This is a genomic window from Streptomyces venezuelae, assembly GCF_008642295.1.
Lineage (GTDB): Bacteria > Actinomycetota > Actinomycetes > Streptomycetales > Streptomycetaceae > Streptomyces > Streptomyces venezuelae_C.
In genome coordinates this window covers 7,351,959-7,366,660 of sequence record NZ_CP029190.1, presented here as the reverse complement: position 1 = coordinate 7,366,660, position 14,702 = coordinate 7,351,959, and the positions used below count along the sequence as shown (strand labels likewise).

13 protein-coding genes and 4 pseudogenes are annotated in these 14,702 nt (G+C 68.4%); 11 read left to right on the top strand and 6 right to left on the bottom strand.

Going from position 1 to position 14,702, the window contains the following annotated elements; genetic code table 11:
* Window positions 1-6 precede the first annotated feature (6 nt).
* Window positions 7-780: a hypothetical protein gene (locus tag DEJ50_RS32980; RefSeq protein WP_150211674.1), complete on the top strand. Its 774-nt coding sequence runs from the start codon at window positions 7-9 to the stop codon at window positions 778-780.
* Between the two features lie 213 nt (window positions 781-993).
* Here DEJ50_RS32980 and DEJ50_RS32975 read toward each other — a convergent pair whose 3' ends face one another.
* Window positions 994-1,194, bottom strand: coding sequence for a hypothetical protein (locus DEJ50_RS32975; protein WP_150211673.1), 201 nt, complete (start codon window positions 1,192-1,194; stop codon window positions 994-996).
* A 239-nt stretch (window positions 1,195-1,433) separates the two neighbouring features.
* On the opposite strand from DEJ50_RS32975, the gene DEJ50_RS32970 reads away from it, so the two are divergent.
* Window positions 1,434-2,216: a hypothetical protein gene (locus DEJ50_RS32970; RefSeq protein ID WP_150211672.1), complete on the top strand. Its 783-nt coding sequence runs from the start codon at window positions 1,434-1,436 to the stop codon at window positions 2,214-2,216.
* Between the two features lie 714 nt (window positions 2,217-2,930).
* Here DEJ50_RS32970 and DEJ50_RS32965 read toward each other — a convergent pair.
* Entirely contained in the window at window positions 2,931-3,695 is a 765-nt protein-coding gene (locus DEJ50_RS32965) for a hypothetical protein (RefSeq protein WP_150211671.1), read from the bottom strand.
* A gap of 233 nt (window positions 3,696-3,928) precedes the next feature.
* On the opposite strand from DEJ50_RS32965, the gene DEJ50_RS34210 reads away from it, so the two are divergent.
* Entirely contained in the window at window positions 3,929-4,213 is a 285-nt protein-coding gene (locus DEJ50_RS34210; RefSeq protein WP_223838213.1) for a hypothetical protein, read from the top strand.
* A 7-nt stretch (window positions 4,214-4,220) separates the two neighbouring features.
* Here the strand turns inward: DEJ50_RS34210 and DEJ50_RS35495 are convergent.
* A pseudogene (locus DEJ50_RS35495) lies at window positions 4,221-5,353 on the bottom strand (IS630 family transposase).
* Between the two features lie 592 nt (window positions 5,354-5,945).
* On the opposite strand from DEJ50_RS35495, the pseudogene DEJ50_RS35670 reads away from it, so the two are divergent.
* From DEJ50_RS35670 to DEJ50_RS32935, 5 genes and pseudogenes are all read left to right on the top strand, one after another.
* Window positions 5,946-6,095, top strand: a pseudogene (locus DEJ50_RS35670) (hypothetical protein); the annotation flags it as partial.
* A gap of 12 nt (window positions 6,096-6,107) precedes the next feature.
* A protein-coding gene (locus tag DEJ50_RS32950; RefSeq protein ID WP_223837762.1) for an IS5 family transposase occupies window positions 6,108-6,982 on the top strand; the annotation gives its coding sequence in 2 pieces (ribosomal slippage) (window positions 6,108-6,495 and window positions 6,495-6,982; 876 coding nt in all).
* Window positions 6,983-7,207: 225 nt separating this feature from the next.
* Window positions 7,208-7,876: a WD40 repeat domain-containing protein gene (locus DEJ50_RS32945; protein WP_150211670.1), complete on the top strand. Its 669-nt coding sequence runs from the start codon at window positions 7,208-7,210 to the stop codon at window positions 7,874-7,876.
* Window positions 7,877-8,246: 370 nt separating this feature from the next.
* Window positions 8,247-9,201 (top strand): annotated as a pseudogene (locus DEJ50_RS32940) (sigma-70 family RNA polymerase sigma factor).
* Window positions 9,202-9,203: 2 nt separating this feature from the next.
* Window positions 9,204-9,578 carry a siderophore-interacting protein gene (locus DEJ50_RS32935; protein WP_150211669.1) on the top strand — a complete coding sequence of 125 codons (375 nt, stop codon included), beginning with the start codon at window positions 9,204-9,206 and terminating at the stop codon, window positions 9,576-9,578.
* Between the two features lie 37 nt (window positions 9,579-9,615).
* On the opposite strand, the gene DEJ50_RS32930 is transcribed toward DEJ50_RS32935, so the two are convergent.
* The 3 genes from DEJ50_RS32930 to DEJ50_RS32920 all read right to left on the bottom strand — a co-directional run bounded on the left by DEJ50_RS32930 (window position 9,616) and on the right by DEJ50_RS32920 (window position 12,506).
* Window positions 9,616-10,350 (bottom strand): SDR family oxidoreductase, encoded by a 735-nt coding sequence (locus tag DEJ50_RS32930; protein WP_150211668.1) that lies wholly within the window; start codon window positions 10,348-10,350, stop codon window positions 9,616-9,618.
* A 51-nt stretch (window positions 10,351-10,401) separates the two neighbouring features.
* The gene (locus tag DEJ50_RS32925) at window positions 10,402-11,067 is read right to left on the bottom strand and encodes a nitroreductase (protein ID WP_150205299.1); all 666 of its coding nucleotides are present in this window, start codon (window positions 11,065-11,067) and stop codon (window positions 10,402-10,404) included.
* A gap of 536 nt (window positions 11,068-11,603) precedes the next feature.
* Complete coding sequence (locus DEJ50_RS32920) at window positions 11,604-12,506, bottom strand: MBL fold metallo-hydrolase (RefSeq protein ID WP_150211667.1); 903 nt, start codon at window positions 12,504-12,506, stop codon at window positions 11,604-11,606.
* A 360-nt stretch (window positions 12,507-12,866) separates the two neighbouring features.
* On the opposite strand from DEJ50_RS32920, the gene DEJ50_RS32915 reads away from it, so the two are divergent.
* The 3 genes and pseudogenes from DEJ50_RS32915 to DEJ50_RS35015 all read left to right on the top strand — a co-directional run bounded on the left by DEJ50_RS32915 (window position 12,867) and on the right by DEJ50_RS35015 (window position 14,613).
* Window positions 12,867-13,766 (top strand): SDR family NAD(P)-dependent oxidoreductase, encoded by a 900-nt coding sequence (locus DEJ50_RS32915; RefSeq protein ID WP_150205301.1) that lies wholly within the window; start codon window positions 12,867-12,869, stop codon window positions 13,764-13,766.
* A gap of 48 nt (window positions 13,767-13,814) precedes the next feature.
* Window positions 13,815-14,135: pseudogene (locus tag DEJ50_RS35020) on the top strand (alpha/beta fold hydrolase); the annotation flags it as partial.
* A gap of 133 nt (window positions 14,136-14,268) precedes the next feature.
* Window positions 14,269-14,613, top strand: a complete 345-nt coding sequence (locus DEJ50_RS35015) for an alpha/beta fold hydrolase (RefSeq protein WP_223838221.1) — start codon at window positions 14,269-14,271, stop codon at window positions 14,611-14,613.
* Window positions 14,614-14,702: the final 89 nt, after the last annotated feature.

Below are 14,702 nucleotides of genomic sequence, written 5' to 3'. Positions count from 1 at the left end.
CCCCACGTGACAAGCGAAGCAGCCCAGACACCCAAGGGCATACCCGACCCCGCAGCCGTGTTGGACGGGACCGATTGGGCAGCCTTGGAACATGCCATGGGTGCAGCGGACGACGCCCGTGAGATGCTGGTTCGCCTTCTGGACACAGACCAGTCTGTGAGGTCCCGTGCGCTGGACTATCTGAACCATGTGGTGCATCACCAGAACACCCTGTACGAGGCGACCATCCCCGCCGCGTTGTATGTGGCGGGGATTCTTACTGATCCCCGCACCCAATGGCACGTCGACAAGCGGCACGATGTCCCCGGGCTGATAAGAGCAGAACTCCTGGACTGGCTGGGATCGGTTGCCCGAGAGGCCGACGACGAAGCCGAGGCGGCCAGTCGCCGTCACGGGTTCCCCCCTGAGGACCATCCGCCGTTCACCGGGATCCGCCGGATCCGCCCGCAGCTCTTCATCGCAGTCAGCGGATACCTCAGGGATCCTGACCTGCGGGTACGTGTTGCCGCGATTACTGCATGCATCCCGTTGCTTGATGACTCACGGCTCGTCCATCACCGGCAAGCCCTCGTTCCGCTCCTGCGTCAGGTGTTGGCCGCAAGTGAACGATGGCAGCACCAGGAGTTGGCCATCGAAACCCTCCAGGCCTGGGACGAGGACACCTCAGGGCTGGAAGTGCGACGCAACCCGTTCGAGTTCTGCGATGCAGAGCTTGGCGCATCGGGATGGGGAGCGGCTACGTCCCTCGCCTCGACGGGCGTCGACGATCCCCCGTTTTGACAGCCATGCGCCCTCTCATTCCCGGGTATTCGCTGTCAGCGGCATGCTGCTGACGCGCTCAACTGGCAGTTAGGCCATCCGTCTCTGTTGCGGCTACGGATACCATGTGGTCAATATCGAACCGGCGTGCGTCGCTGGCGAACGCCGTCGTAGTACGACTCCCGCAGCCCCGCCGCTCAGGGTGCGCCCCGCACGCGAGGCGACGCCACGGGTTCACCCGGCAGCCGCAGCCAGCCCCGCCCCGAACCCGGGCACATCGTCCACGGTCACGTCCAGGCGCAGCCGCTTGAACCTGAGCGCGTGCCGGACCACCCCGCCGTGGTCCACAGCCTCTGCGCTGAACTCCGCCACCAATTCCAGCCGCATCAGCGTGATGTCCAGGACGCCCCGCCTCTCCCACGCTGAGGCGAACAACGAGCGCTCTCATGGAAGTCGGCCATTCACGATTGGTGCTTGATGGCGGCAGCTTGGTCACCCGCCACTACCGCTGCACCACGCGGCAGGGACAGCCCCGGCCTTGCTAACGCCCACCCAGCACCACTCCCACTCACGCCAGGCCATGCCCCACGCCCGGCCAGGCTCTGGACCGGGTGCAAGCCGCCGCCCGAGCCCCGGATAGCATCCGGTCGAAACTGATCCACCAGGGGGAACGTGTGAACGGCGCAGGCGGCAGAGCAAACGGCAGACGAAGCACGGCGGCCGCGGGGCTGCTGCTCGCAACAACCCTGACCACTGGCTGCAACGTCGCGGACCCGGCCGCTCACGCGGACCCGAAATCGCTCCCGGCCACGCCCGCCGCCGCCTCCGCCACGCCAACGAACGCGCCCCGGGCGATCAACACCGCAGACCTGCTCGCGGCCACCCTGCCGGACGACCAGATCGAGCCCGCCGGCCGGACAGAGAAGAGGGTGTCCAAGCGCGACGCGGAGTGGGCCCCCACCTCCATCAGCAATCCCGACTGCGTCCCGTTCATCGACCCGTACCGGTACAAGCCGCAGCTCCCCGAAGTGGTCCAGAACTTCGGCAGCAAAGAAAGGTATGAGTGGGGCGCGAGCACCACCCTCACAGCCCACCTCAGCCCGGCAGACGCCGCCAAAGAGCTCGACGAGCTCCGCAAGGCCATGCAAGGCTGCCGCGAGTTCCACATCCGCGGCATCGCCAGCGGCAACGGCTCCGGAACCCGCATGATCCTCACTACGGTGCAGGCGCCCGCGCAAGGCGACGGGGCCCTGGCCTACAACCGGACGTCCTGGACTGATGTCAGCGACATCAACCCCGATACGGCGGAAATCCGCACTATCGAAAGGTTTACGGTGGTGCGGGTCGGCTCCGTGATCGCCGAGTTCAGAATGAGTCCGTCCGACTCGGTGGAAGCCATGCAATTCCCGCTAGAACTGATGGCCCCCCAGATACGGCGGCTGCACGAACTCCGCTGACCACGACCGCCGCTACCGATTCGAGCGCGCCCCGGGCAGCCAGCGCAGGAAAGCCCAGATCCTCAGGGGCGAGTTGGGGACGCACCGCACAAGCCGCCTACACGTGCGCGAGGCCCGGATTCACCCCTGCGGAGGACACGACCCGGGGGCCAGCACCCATCAGTGCCGGCCCCCGAGGGGCCGGGTTCGCCAGCGCCGGCGGGCGGTCAGCCGGCCGCCGCGGCCGCCCCTTGGCCGAAGGGCGGAACATGGCCGGCGGTCACGTCCAGGGCGGATCCTCTGAAACCTGAGCGGATGCCGGAAAACGCCCTGCTCAATGGCCTTGTCCGCGCTCACCTCCGCCACCAGGTCCGGGCGTACCAGCGTGACGTCCAGGACGTCACGGCTCCCCCACGCTGCGGCGAACGTGACCCCGGTCCAGGGGTGCCCGGGACGGGCCGCGGTCAGGTGCTCGGCGACCTGCCGGGCGACGTCCGGGCGCAGGGGTACCGTGCGGCCGACCGCGCGCAGCCGGCCCGCGTTGTCGTGGCGGCCGAGGACGAGCAGCCCGGGGCGGGGCAGGGTCCCCGTAATCGCACCGATGACCGCCTCGGTGGTATCTCGTCGGCACTGGTGAAGGGTCGGTATTTTGCAGCGTGCGCAATTCCCCGCGACATCGGCGCGTGCACATGCCCCGACTGAAGGAAGTGGGGGAACGCCCCGCTCCTGGTTCGACTACGGCTGGTCGGTGGACCGTTTAGCAAGAGCAAAACGGGTCCAACGTTGAAGCTCCTCTTCGTGGCTGCCAGTGCCCGTCAGCTGGGTGACCGCCGCAGTGTCCTCGGGTGCCGGATCGCCATTGCGGGAGAGGAGCTCCAGTGGCCACGCCGGAATGGTGGTCTGCTGGCCGTCGAAAGGATGCCAGTCCCAGGGGCCGTCGAACCGCCAGGCGCGCCCGTCATGGTCAACGACTTCGTCGCCTGCCTCCAGGAAGGCGTAGGGACGGAACAGCAACTCGATGCGGATGGGTTCAGCGCCGACCGGGTCGAGGGCATATCCCTGGTCCTCGAGCTCGGGATCGTGAGCTTCGCCCTGCCGCAGGATTTCGAGGTAGCAGGCGGGGCGGGGCAGCATGCCGGTCACCAGAGGTGGATCGAAGTGGTGGACGGCCGCGACGTGCACCACGGTCGGCACGATTCCCACCAGGCAGGTGTCGCCAGCCTTCAGGTCTGTTTCCGCCGGCACGGTACGGAAGTACGTACGGTCCCAGTCGAAAGCCTCCGGCGTGGGCAGCGCGGTCTCGCCGTTCCAGCAGAAGCTGTGCGCCTCCGGGTCGACGTCGTTCCACGGCCACCGTACGGACACGTAGAAGCGAGAGACCGAAGCGACTGTGGTCTCGGTGGGTGGGCATTCCAGCGACAGCACATCGCCGGCCCGGAAGCGGACAGCGCCCCAGTCCAGGCGATGCCTGCCCGTCGGCTCTTCTTCCCAGTCACCCATAACGTCCTCCTCGTCAAGGAGCGATCATCACAGACGGGGACGTGCCGCCTCCCGCGGGGGTCGCGCTGGCCATTCGCTGGCGGGTGCACGGGCGGAGTTCTGTCCGCCCCTGAACAAGGCGTGGGCACCAACGCCCTGCTCGCTCCGGTGAGGGCGTGATCTAGTGCCGTAGCAGGGAACGTTCGCCTGGTTCCATAGCCGTGTTGCCCGAGTACGATCATTTGGTGATCTCTATGAGGGTGTGCCGCGAGATCCAGGGCGAGGTCGTGGCGAGGGCAGGGTGCGGGCTACCGTGGGAGACCACTCTGGGCGGCCTGGACAAGGCGGCGTTCCCCATGCTCGGGGCGCTTGACCCATACGGCGATGCCGTTTTCAATCACCGGCAGGTCCCAACGCTGCTCGCGGAGCTGGACCGGCTTCCGGCTGAGCGGGGTGGTGAGTGGGTCGCCGAGGTTCGAGCACTATGCGAGGTGGCCTTGCAAGGGGTGCATCGCTATCTCCTCTTCATCGGCGACTGATCGTCTATCAGGCGACGTTCGCCCGGGTCGTAATCTGGCGTAGCTGGACGTCGTCGGCGTGGCGGTTTCGCCAGATGATGTAGCGGCGGATCATGCTGGCCTGTTCCTTGTGGCTGACGTGGTCGGTGCCGTCGAGGGTGAAGTAGCGCAGGGCGGTGAAGTGGGCCTCGATCCGGTTGAGCCAGGAGCTGTTGGTCGGGGTGTAGGCGATCTCGACGTTGTTCGCCGCCGCCCAGGTCAAGACCCTCTGGCATCGCTTCGTCGTCAGGTGCGGTGAGTAGTTGTCGCAGACGATCGCGATGCGCACGTCCAGCGGGTGCAGTGAGCGCAGGTAGTGGCAGAACTCCAAAAACTTGGACCGGTTCTTCGTCTTCTTGATGTGTCCGTAGAGCTGGTTCTTGGCTATGTCGTAGGCAGCGAACAGGTGCCTCACGCCGTGCGGGCGGGTGTAGGTCGCCCGACGCCGGGGTCGGGGCTCGCGATCGGGGTCCTTGCCTTTGCCACCCCGTGCAGCCCACTGCCGGCCGGGGTGGGGCTGGAGGTTGAGCGGGCCGAACTCGTCCATACAGAAGATGACCTCGGGCTCGTCTACCTCGGGTGTGACCTCGCCGTCCGCGATCGCGTAGAGGTGCTCGACCCTCGCCTTCTTGGCCGCGTAGTCGGGGTCCCGGGAGGTCTTCCAGGTCTTCACTCGTTGAAAGGTGACGCCTTCCTCGCGGAGCAGGATCGCAGGCCCTCATGGCTGATGTCGTCGATCACCACCTCGGCGACCAGGAAGTCGGCCAGCTTGGCCAGGCTCCAGGTCGAGAACGGCAGGCCGTGCTCGGCTGGCCTGGACTTGGCGGCTTTCTTGATCTCCCGGCGCTCGGGCAGTGTGAACGTCCGAGGCCGCCCACCCTTGTACTTCGGGTAGAGAGCCTCGAAGCCGTCCGCGTTGAAGTTGTGGATCACATCCCTGACCCGGTCCGTGCTAGTAAAAGTCACCTCGGCGATCTTCGCCACGCTCATGTACTGGGCGGACAGCAACACCATCTGGGCCCGCCGCCAAGTCACCACCGAACCGGTGCCCCGGCGGATGATCCGCAGCAACTGTCTGCCTTCGTCGTCGTCAATATCGCGGACCCGTACCCGTTCAGCCACGTGATCATTCTGTCCGTCCTGACGTGCCGCCTGGTACAGCCACCGGGCGACACGTCAGGACGGGACAAACGTTGCCTGATGCGGCACTAGTAGACGCCGACCAGACAGACGCTGCGCAGGCGCTGGCCGGTGACCTGCGCTGGATCAGGGCGCACCTGGACCGGGTGGGGCCCAACGCCGCCATCCGCGACCTCGACCGCGTTCGAACTCCTGCCACGCGCACCATGGCACGGGATCTGGCCCGTGCGGCGCACCTGCTCACGCCGACCGACCCGTCCGAGGCCCTCAACGCCGTGCTCCGCAGCCGACTTGGACCTCTTCCCCATTGGAACACCCACCGCATTCCCCTCCCCACCTCCCACCCTAATCTGGTCAACAAGTGGGCCCCACCGGACTTGCCCGACCCCTCGCTGATGCGCAGCCACACCGACACGAACCACTGCGCGACCACCCTGGCCGTCAACTCCCACGGCACATGGTTCGCCACCGCCGGCCAAGACGGAACCGTTCGCATACGGAGCGTCAGCACCAGCACGGAGATCACGGCCTTCGGAGAAGCTGAGACAGCTCCCCTGGGCGCGCTGACGATCAGCCGACGGATACGTGGCTGGCCACAGCCGGTGCGGACGGAAGCGTACGCGTGTGGGACACGGCGTCCGGAGCGCACGTGCATACCCTCGCCGGCAACACCAGCTGGGTCACCGCGCTAGGGTCTGTTGCGAAAGTGGATCTTGTTCGTTGATGATCACGTCCTGTGGGACGTGGGGATCTGACGAATGGCCAGTGGGCCCGGCTTGAGCCGCTGCTGCCGCGGGGCATCAAGCCGGGCCGGCCGCAGGTGTGGACGCGGCGACAGCTGATAGACGGCATACGGTGGCGGACCCGGACCGGTGCCCCGTGGCGTGATGTGCCGGAACGCTACGGGCCGTGGGACCGGGTCTACGACCTGTTCCGGCGCTGGCAGCGCGACGGAACCTGGGCCCAGATCCTCACCCAGCTGCAGGCCGAGGCGGACGCCAAGGGCCTGATCACCTGGGAGGTCAACGTCGACTCCACCGTCTGCCGGGCCCACCAGCACGCCGCCGGAGCGGCGAAAAAGGGGATCTCCAGAAAGAGCCGCCTGGCGGCGTCTTCGTCGAGCCGGCCGACCACGGCCTCGGACGGTCCCGAGGCGGCCTGACCACCAAAATCCACCTTGCCGTCGAGCAAGGGCAGAAGCCCTTGTCGGTGGTGATCACCGCCGGGCAGCGGGGCGACTCTCCGCAGTTCGAGCCGGTCCTGGAGGCAATACGGGTGCCCCGGGTCGGGCTCGGAAGGCCGCGCAAGCGGCCGGACCGTGTGCGGGCCGACAAGGCGTACGACTCCCGGAGCAACCGCTCCTACCTGCGCAGACGCGGAATCAAGGCCACCATCCCCGTGCCCGCGGACCGGGTCCGCAACCGCCTCAAGCGCGGTTCCCGCGGCGGGCGGCCGCCGACGTTCGACAAGGACGACTACAAGCAGCGGCACGCGGTCGAGTGCGGGATCAACCGCCTCAAGCGCCACCGCGCCGTCGCCACCAGGTACGACAAACTCGCCGTTCGCTACGAAGCGACCGTGCTGGTCGCAGCCATCAACGAGTGGCTGTGACCAGCACTTTCACAACAGGCCCTAGTCGCCGATCCGAACGCCGCATGGCTTGCCACCGTCAACCGCGACGGCACGACACAACTGTGGAGCACCGCCTCCTGGAGACGGCTGCGCACTCTCGCCCTGCCGAGCGGAGCACCGGCCACCTGGTCCCCGAACGCCGTACGCGCGACCGGTACGAGCCCTGATGGCGCCCTGCTCACCACAGTCGACTCCGCCGGCACAGTGCGCACCTGGAACACAGGCGATGGCACCCTGCTGACCACCACGACCTGCGGTACGGGCCCAGTGCGCGCCGCCACCATCAGCCCGGACGGCAGATGGCTCGCCATCGCCAGGGGCACCGGCACGGTGAGTCTGCACACCATCGATACCAGCACCGAGATCCAGACGCTGACCGTCCATCGGCGGGCAGTGGACGCCCTGTCCGTAAGCCCCGACGGCGTATGGCTGGCCACCATCAGCGCTGACGGCACCACGCGGCTGTGGGACGCTGTGACCGGTTCCGAACTCAACGCCCTGACCGGAATCGGTCATGCACGGAGCATCGCCATCAGTCCCGACCGCACTTGGCTCGCCGCCCTCAGCGCAGACGGTGCGGTACGCATCTGTGACACGTCCGTGGACACGGGGTCGACCAGCGAAAGGCGCCCGGCCGTAGCCGTACGCACCCTGGCGATCAGCCCTGACGGCACCTGGCTCGCGACGACCGGCGACGACGGGCTGGCTCGCACGTGGAACCCCGCGACAGGGGAGACGATGGGAACACTGACCGGCCATCGCGGCGACCTCGAAGCGGTGGCCATCAGCCCGGACGGCACCGTGATCGCGACGAGCGCGAGAGACGGATCCGTACGGCTGTTCAACCGCATCACGGGGCAAGAGTCGGTCTGACGTGGGAAACCAGCCACAAGCCCACGGATCTCCCCCAGGCCGGTCCTGGGCCTGATACGGAGGGCCGCCGCCCAGTGGGGCACCTGGCCGACCAGGCGGCCGACGACGTCAAACATCTGGTGCTGCAGGAGGGTCCGGACGAGGTCGAGGCCTACGTCAAGTCCCTTGTTCCGTGTCCGCGATCTGTATGAACACCTCGGCCTGCCCACCGACGAGCCCTCCGAGGATTGGTCGAGGGCCGCGATGGCGGCCAATCGACGTGTCGATGGCAGTGGACGACCAGCGGTAGTAGTCTTCCACGCTTGTTCGGTCGAAGATGGGCAGTGGCGGCGACACGATTCGACGGGGGCAGGGCGTGACGGATTCCGGTGTGGATCTCAAGCCGGGTGGCACAGATGGTCTCGGGGAGGCCCTGGCGGTCTTCACGAAGGTGCGGCCACGCCTGTTCGGGATCGCGTACCGCATGTTGAGCAGCGCCACCGACGCCGAGGACCTGGTGCAGGAGGTCTGGCTGCGGTGGCAGGTGTGCGACCACCGTGCGGTGCTCAATCCGGACGCGTTTCCTGGCGACGACGACGACCCGGCTGGCCATCAACGCACTCCAGTCCGCGCGGGTGCGGCGTGAGACGTACGTCGGGCCGTGGTTACCCGAACCCGTCGACACGAGCGCGGACCCGTACCTGGGCGCCGAGCGCGGTGAGGCCTTGGAGCTCGCGACGCTGATGTTGATGGAGAAGCTCACACCCAACGAACGAGCCGCCTACGTGCTGCGCGTGGCATTCGACTACGGCTACGGGAAGATCGCCGAGGTCCTGGAGTCGACCGAGCCCGCGGCGCGTCAGCTGGTCAGCCGGGCCCGCAAACACATGACGGGCGAACGGCGCAAGCCTGTGACCGCCGCCGCACAGCGGCAGCTGCTGAACACCTTCCTCACGGCCGCCCGCTCCGGCGACATGACCACGCTGGAGCGGCTCTTCGCAACGGACGTGGCCAGCCTGTCCGACGGCAACGGCAAACTGGGGGTCGCCCGTCGGTCGATCGTGGGTGTGCGGCGGGTGACGCGGTTCATGAAGGCGATCTCCGTCTGGTTCTGGGACGGGCTCGACGTGCGCTGGGCGAGCACGAACGGGCAGACGTCCGCCGTGCTGCTGCGCAACGGCGCCGAGTTCGGCGTGCTCACCGTCAGCGCCACCGCCGAGGGCATCGACCGGGTGATGTGGATGTTCAACCCTGAGAAGATCGCGACGGTGTCCGACCCGGCTGGGGCGTCGACGTCACCGACCGATGTGGTAGCCGGTCACAGGCGTGGGATACGAAAGAACTGAGGATGCCCGACCGGCTTGAGGACGTCGTACGCGGGTTTGCCCAGGCGTGCCTGCGAGGCGATGCTGCCGCGGTCCGGGCCGCCCTGGATGCCGATGTCGTCGCCGTGTGTGACAGCGGCGGGAACGTGCCCGCCGCCATGGGTACCGTTCACGGAGCCGAGGACGTCGCGGACCTGGTCGCGGTCCTGCTGGGTGGCCCGGGCACCGAGCTGACCGTCGAGTCCGTCAACGGACGCGCCGGCCTGGCAGTGCGCCGCGGACGCAGTACCCACGCGGTGATCGGCGTCGAAGAGGTCTGCGCCAGGGTCACCAGCCTGTGGATCGTGCTCAACCCGGCCAAACTTCACCGCTGGCACAGGCCTCCGACGGCGCCTTGACGGGCCCGCGCGAGATCTGCCGCGCGTGCCCGCCGGGTCAGCGTGCGAGCCAGTCCTGATAGGTCGTCTTCGCGATGACGGCACCGGGCTGGGCGATGAGGGCCTCCCCCGCGGCGGCGGCGAACATGCCGGCCGTGTCGTCGGTGACGACGGCGCGCTGGTCGCCGTGGGCGGCGAGAGTGATCCTGCCCAGCTCGTCGAGCCGGAACACCTCGGGGCCGGCGACGTCACGGGTGCCCCTCAGCGGGGCACCCACGCTCACGTCGGCCACGGCCTGGGCTACGTCGGCCGAGGCCATGGGCTGGACGAGCGTGGCAGGCAGGCGGACCGTGTGCTCGTCGGAGGTCCACGACAGCGCCGAGTCGATGAACTCGAAGAACTGCGTGGCGCGGACGATCGAGTACGGCACGGGGCCGGCCTTGAGGATGTTCTCCTGCAGCACCTTGGCGCGGTAGTAGACCAGATCCGGCACCAGGTCGGCGCCCACGATCGAGAGGATGACCGCGTGGCCGACGCCGGCGGCCTCGGCGGCTGTCACCATGTTGTCCATAGTCTGCTGGAAGAACGCGGGTGAGGCTTCATCGAAGGTCGGCGAGTTCGTCAGGTTGACGACGACATCGGCACCGCTCAGCGCCTCCGCCAGTCCCTTCCCGCTGAGCAGGTCCAGACCGGTGGACGGGGAATGCGGCACTGCCTCGTGTCCGGTCGCATTGAGGATCTTGACGACCTGCGATCCGATCAGCCCGGTCCCACCGATGACAGCAATCTTCATTTCTTCGCCCTTTCGTTCCGATTTCCTTGAGGAATGGTGGAGCAACGGCTTCTAGACCTCGACGAACTTAACCGTCTCGCCGAGTGGCGCCCGGCCGGTCCGGGTGTGACTCGCCGTGACATCTGCGAATCCGATCGACATTCCGCAGAAGAGGATGAGTTCGTGCGGGGGTGACAGGATTTCGGCGACGGTCCTGTGGAACTTCGCCCACGCCATCTGCGTGCAACTGTCCAGCCCTTCGGCGCGCAGCAGCAGCATCGCAGTCTGCAGGTACATGCCGAGCTCGGACCATTGGGGCCGGCCCATGGTGCGGTCGATGTAGCAGAACAGGGCGGCGGGCGCGCCGAAGCAGTCCCAGTTCTCGGCAGCGGCCCTCTGGCGCGCTTCCACGTCCTCACGCGGGATGCCCAGTGCGCCGTAGCGCTGCTCACCGAAGTCGGCTCGGCGCTCGTGGTACGGGGATTTCAGTGCGGGCGGGTACATCTCGTACTCCGGCTCGTCCCAGGGATCGCCCGCGGCGAGGCGCTCGCCCGCACGCCTCTTGAGTTCCGCCAGCGGGGCGCCGGTCACCAGGTAGGCGTGCCACGGCTGGAGGTTCGATCCGGACGGCGCCCAGGCCGCCGCGGACAGCACGCGCTTCAACACCTCCTTCGGGATGCGCCGGTTGGTGAACCCGCGAACCGCCCGTCGGCTCATGACCGCCTCGTAGACGTCCACAATCTCCTGCCTTCCAAGCTGATCAACAGATCCACCCGGTCGGGGAAGTCCCGTTCTTCTCTGTTCTCGTGCGGCGGATTGCCGCACGAGGCGCGTTGAAGGGCGGGCGGATCTCCGGTGCGGTCAGGGGCGGGGCGCGCGGCGATCCCGCCGCTGCTCCAGCTCCTCCGCGCTGACAATGCTCATCCTTCGGCGCCTTCCGGCATCGGCGGGGCGCCGGCGACGGTGGCAACCACCTCGATGCGGGGCGGCGGTGTGGTCGCGTGGGGAGTCACGAGGTGGTGCGAGTGTTCGATGGTCATGGTTGCCTCATCCTTCGGGGCGGGTCGGTGCTCTTCCCTCCGCTACGACAAGGCGGCGGCGAGTCGTGTGACGACGACGGGTGCCGCCGCTCGTGGACGTCGACGAGCCGGCCGCGGCGCTGCCCGGGCGATGGCAAGTGGGCACTGCTCCACCCTGCTCACCCGTGAACCAGGGCTGCGCATCACGGCCGGAAGTCCACGCGCTGTTCACACGACGGCTCCGGCCAGAGTCGGTCAGTAGTCCCAGACGGCCGGCACGAAGCGGAAGGCGTTGCCGGCGACCGCCACGTGGCAGACGGACGGGAACGGCAGGTGGGTCGCCAGCAATCGCTCGCCGCTCGCCGCCATCTCCATCAGGAGACGGACCCGGACGCGGGCTGATTCCTCGGGGTCGTGCTCGAAGCCGCTGAACCAGCCGGGCTGGTCGAACCCGCACTGGAATACGGCATCGCCGCCGAACGTCAGCCGGTTGCCACCGGATTCCAGGCGGACGATGCTGTGGCCGGGGGTGTGACCGCCGGTGCGGATGATCGTCACTCCCGGCGCCACCTCCTGCTCCGTCTCGAACGGCTTCAACTGGCCGCGGTACACCTCCAGGAACTTCGAGGCGGTCGCACGCAGCACCGCCGGCACCGCTTCCGGCATGCTGGTGCGGGAGAAGTCGGGCGCTTCCCAGAACTCGGCCTCGGCGGAAGCCAGGTGGACCCGCAGGTCGGTGCGGAGCCGGCCCCTCAGCCCCTCGACGAGCAGCCCGCCGATGTGGTCCATGTGCAAGTGGGTGAGCACCACGTCGGTCACGGACGCGGCGTCGATCCCGGCCGCTTCCAGCCGCATGGCCAACTGGCCGACCCGCGGGAAGCCAGGGAACTCCGACCCCAGCCCGGAATCGATGAGGATGGTCCTGCCACCGCTGCGTACGACGCCCACGTTGATCGGATAGACGAGCATCTCCGGCAGGAAGTTCTCACCGAGCCAGGCCGACAGGTCGGCCTTGGCGGCGTTGGTGGCCAACGTCCGGGCGTCGATCTGCATCGTTCCGTCGCTGATCACCGTCACGTCGATGTCGCCGACGTTCAACGCGTAGCGGGACGGCACCAGTTCGTCGTGCACTGGTGCGTCGGAGTGTGCGAGCTTCATGGTGTTCTCCTCGTGACGAGCGTCGACCGAAGACACCGACGACGCCATGGGGTACGCCGTCCGGTCACCCCCTATGACCGGACGGCATCCTGGTCTGTGACAGCCGCTCCATCCCCCTCGCCTCCGCCTCGCCTGACCGATCACCTCCGGGATCGTCCCGAGCGGTTCCCCGACCCGGCGAAATCGGTGACGTTTGCACACGTCAGCGGCTTGCTTGCGCGTTCGAGGTGCTCACCGGCCCGCGCCGGCCGCAGCGACGGCGGCGCGCCCGAACCATTAACCGGATAGGTCATCCGTATGCTGCTACCATCCCCAACTAACCGGATTAACTATCCGATTGCCTGCCGGGTGGAGGAACTCATGACGAAAACAGCTGTGGTCACGGCCGGAACGGGCGGCATCGGCCTGGAGACGGCGCTCGGGCTGGCAGCCGCCGGGTTCGCGGTCACCGTGGTCGGGCGCAACGCCGAACGGGGAGCCATGGCGGTCGAGCGGATCAACGCGACGTACCCTGCGCACCCCGGCCGGTTCCTGTCCGCAGATCTCGCCTCGCTCGACCAAGTGCGCGCGCTCGCCGCCAGGATCGCCGCCGACCACGCCGCCTCGGGGGAACCGCTGACGGTGCTGGTCAACAACGTCGGAGCGATGTTCGCGCGGCGACGGGACCTGGACGGCGTCGAGGCGTCGTTCGTGGTCAACCACCTCTCGCCCTACCTGCTGACGGAACTGCTGCTGCCCACGCTCACGGCCGGGGCGCCGAGCCGGATCGTGAACGTGACCTCCCGCGCGGTCGGCGTGGCCAAGCGGGTGTTCGACGCCGTCGAGCCGCCCGGCGGCTACTACGGCTTCCACTGGTACGGACGCGCCAAGCTCGCCAACCTGGCCTACACCCTGGACCTGGCCGCCCGCCTGGACGGCACGGGCGTCTCCGTCTTCGCCGCCGACCCCGGAGGCGCCGCGACCGACATGACCGACGGTACCTTGACCGACCCGAAAATCGTCTCGCCTGCCCTGCGGCTGCTGTGGCCGCTGGTCCGCCGCACGTTCGCACGCTCCACATCCGGTCCGGCATCCGCAGCGGCCAGGCCCTCGATCGTCGCTGCCACCGATGCGTCCCTGACCGGACACACCGGCGTCGTCATCGGCGCCCAGGCCCACCCGGTCGCCCCGTTCCGCGCGGCGACCGACCACCGCCTCGCTCAGGCCGTACGCCGCCTCAGCGAAGCCCACGCACCCGCGACGGCCGCCGCACGCACGTGAGCACGCCACCCGTTCGCAACGCGCAATTCGTCATATGAGGAACCGACCATGACCCTGACCGTCCCGACCGCCTATGCCCGCACCGTGCACGGCTCCGGCCCCGGCCTCCTCCTCGCCCATGGCGCGGGCGGAGGCATCGCGGCCGACTACGGGCCGATCACGGAAGGGCTCGCCGCCCGGCACACCGTCGTCGGAGTCGACCACCCGGGCTCCGGACAGACCCCCACGACGCCACCCCTGGAGCTCGACGACCTGGCGAACCAGCTGGTCGCCGCGGCGGACACCGAAGGGCTCGACACGTTCGCCCTCTGCGGATACTCACTCGGCGGCCCCGTCGCGATCCGCGCCGCCGTCCGCCACCCGCACCGGGTCACCCGGCTCGTGGTGAGCGCGGCCTTCGCCCGCACCGACACCAGAACCGACCTGGCCGCCGCGATCTGGCACCAGCTCTACGCATCCGGACAGCACCTCCTGCTCGCCCTACCCGGCCCACCTGGCCCACGTGGCCCTGAGCGCGCCCGTGCTGAACTTCCTCACACCCGACCAGGTGCGCGCAGCCGCCGAGCAGACCGCCTCGGCCCTCCCGGCCGGCACCGGCGCCCAGGTGGACCTGGTCCGCCGCGTCGACGTCCGCGCCGACCTGGCCGCGATCAGCGTGCCGACTCTCGTGATCGTGACCACCGGCGACGCCCTGATACCGGTGTCCCTCCAGCGCGAGCTGGCTACGACCATCCCCGGCGCGCAGACCGCCGAACTCGCCACCGGGCACCTGCCCTTCCTGGAGCAGCCGAATCAATGGCTGGAGATCATCACGCATTTCCTCGACCGGGAGCAGGACCGGTCCTGACGGCTCGGGTGGGCGGGCCCCCGGGGCCGCCCACCCCGGACACAGGCACGCCACCTCGGGACCACGCATATGATCGAAGGCCGAGCCTG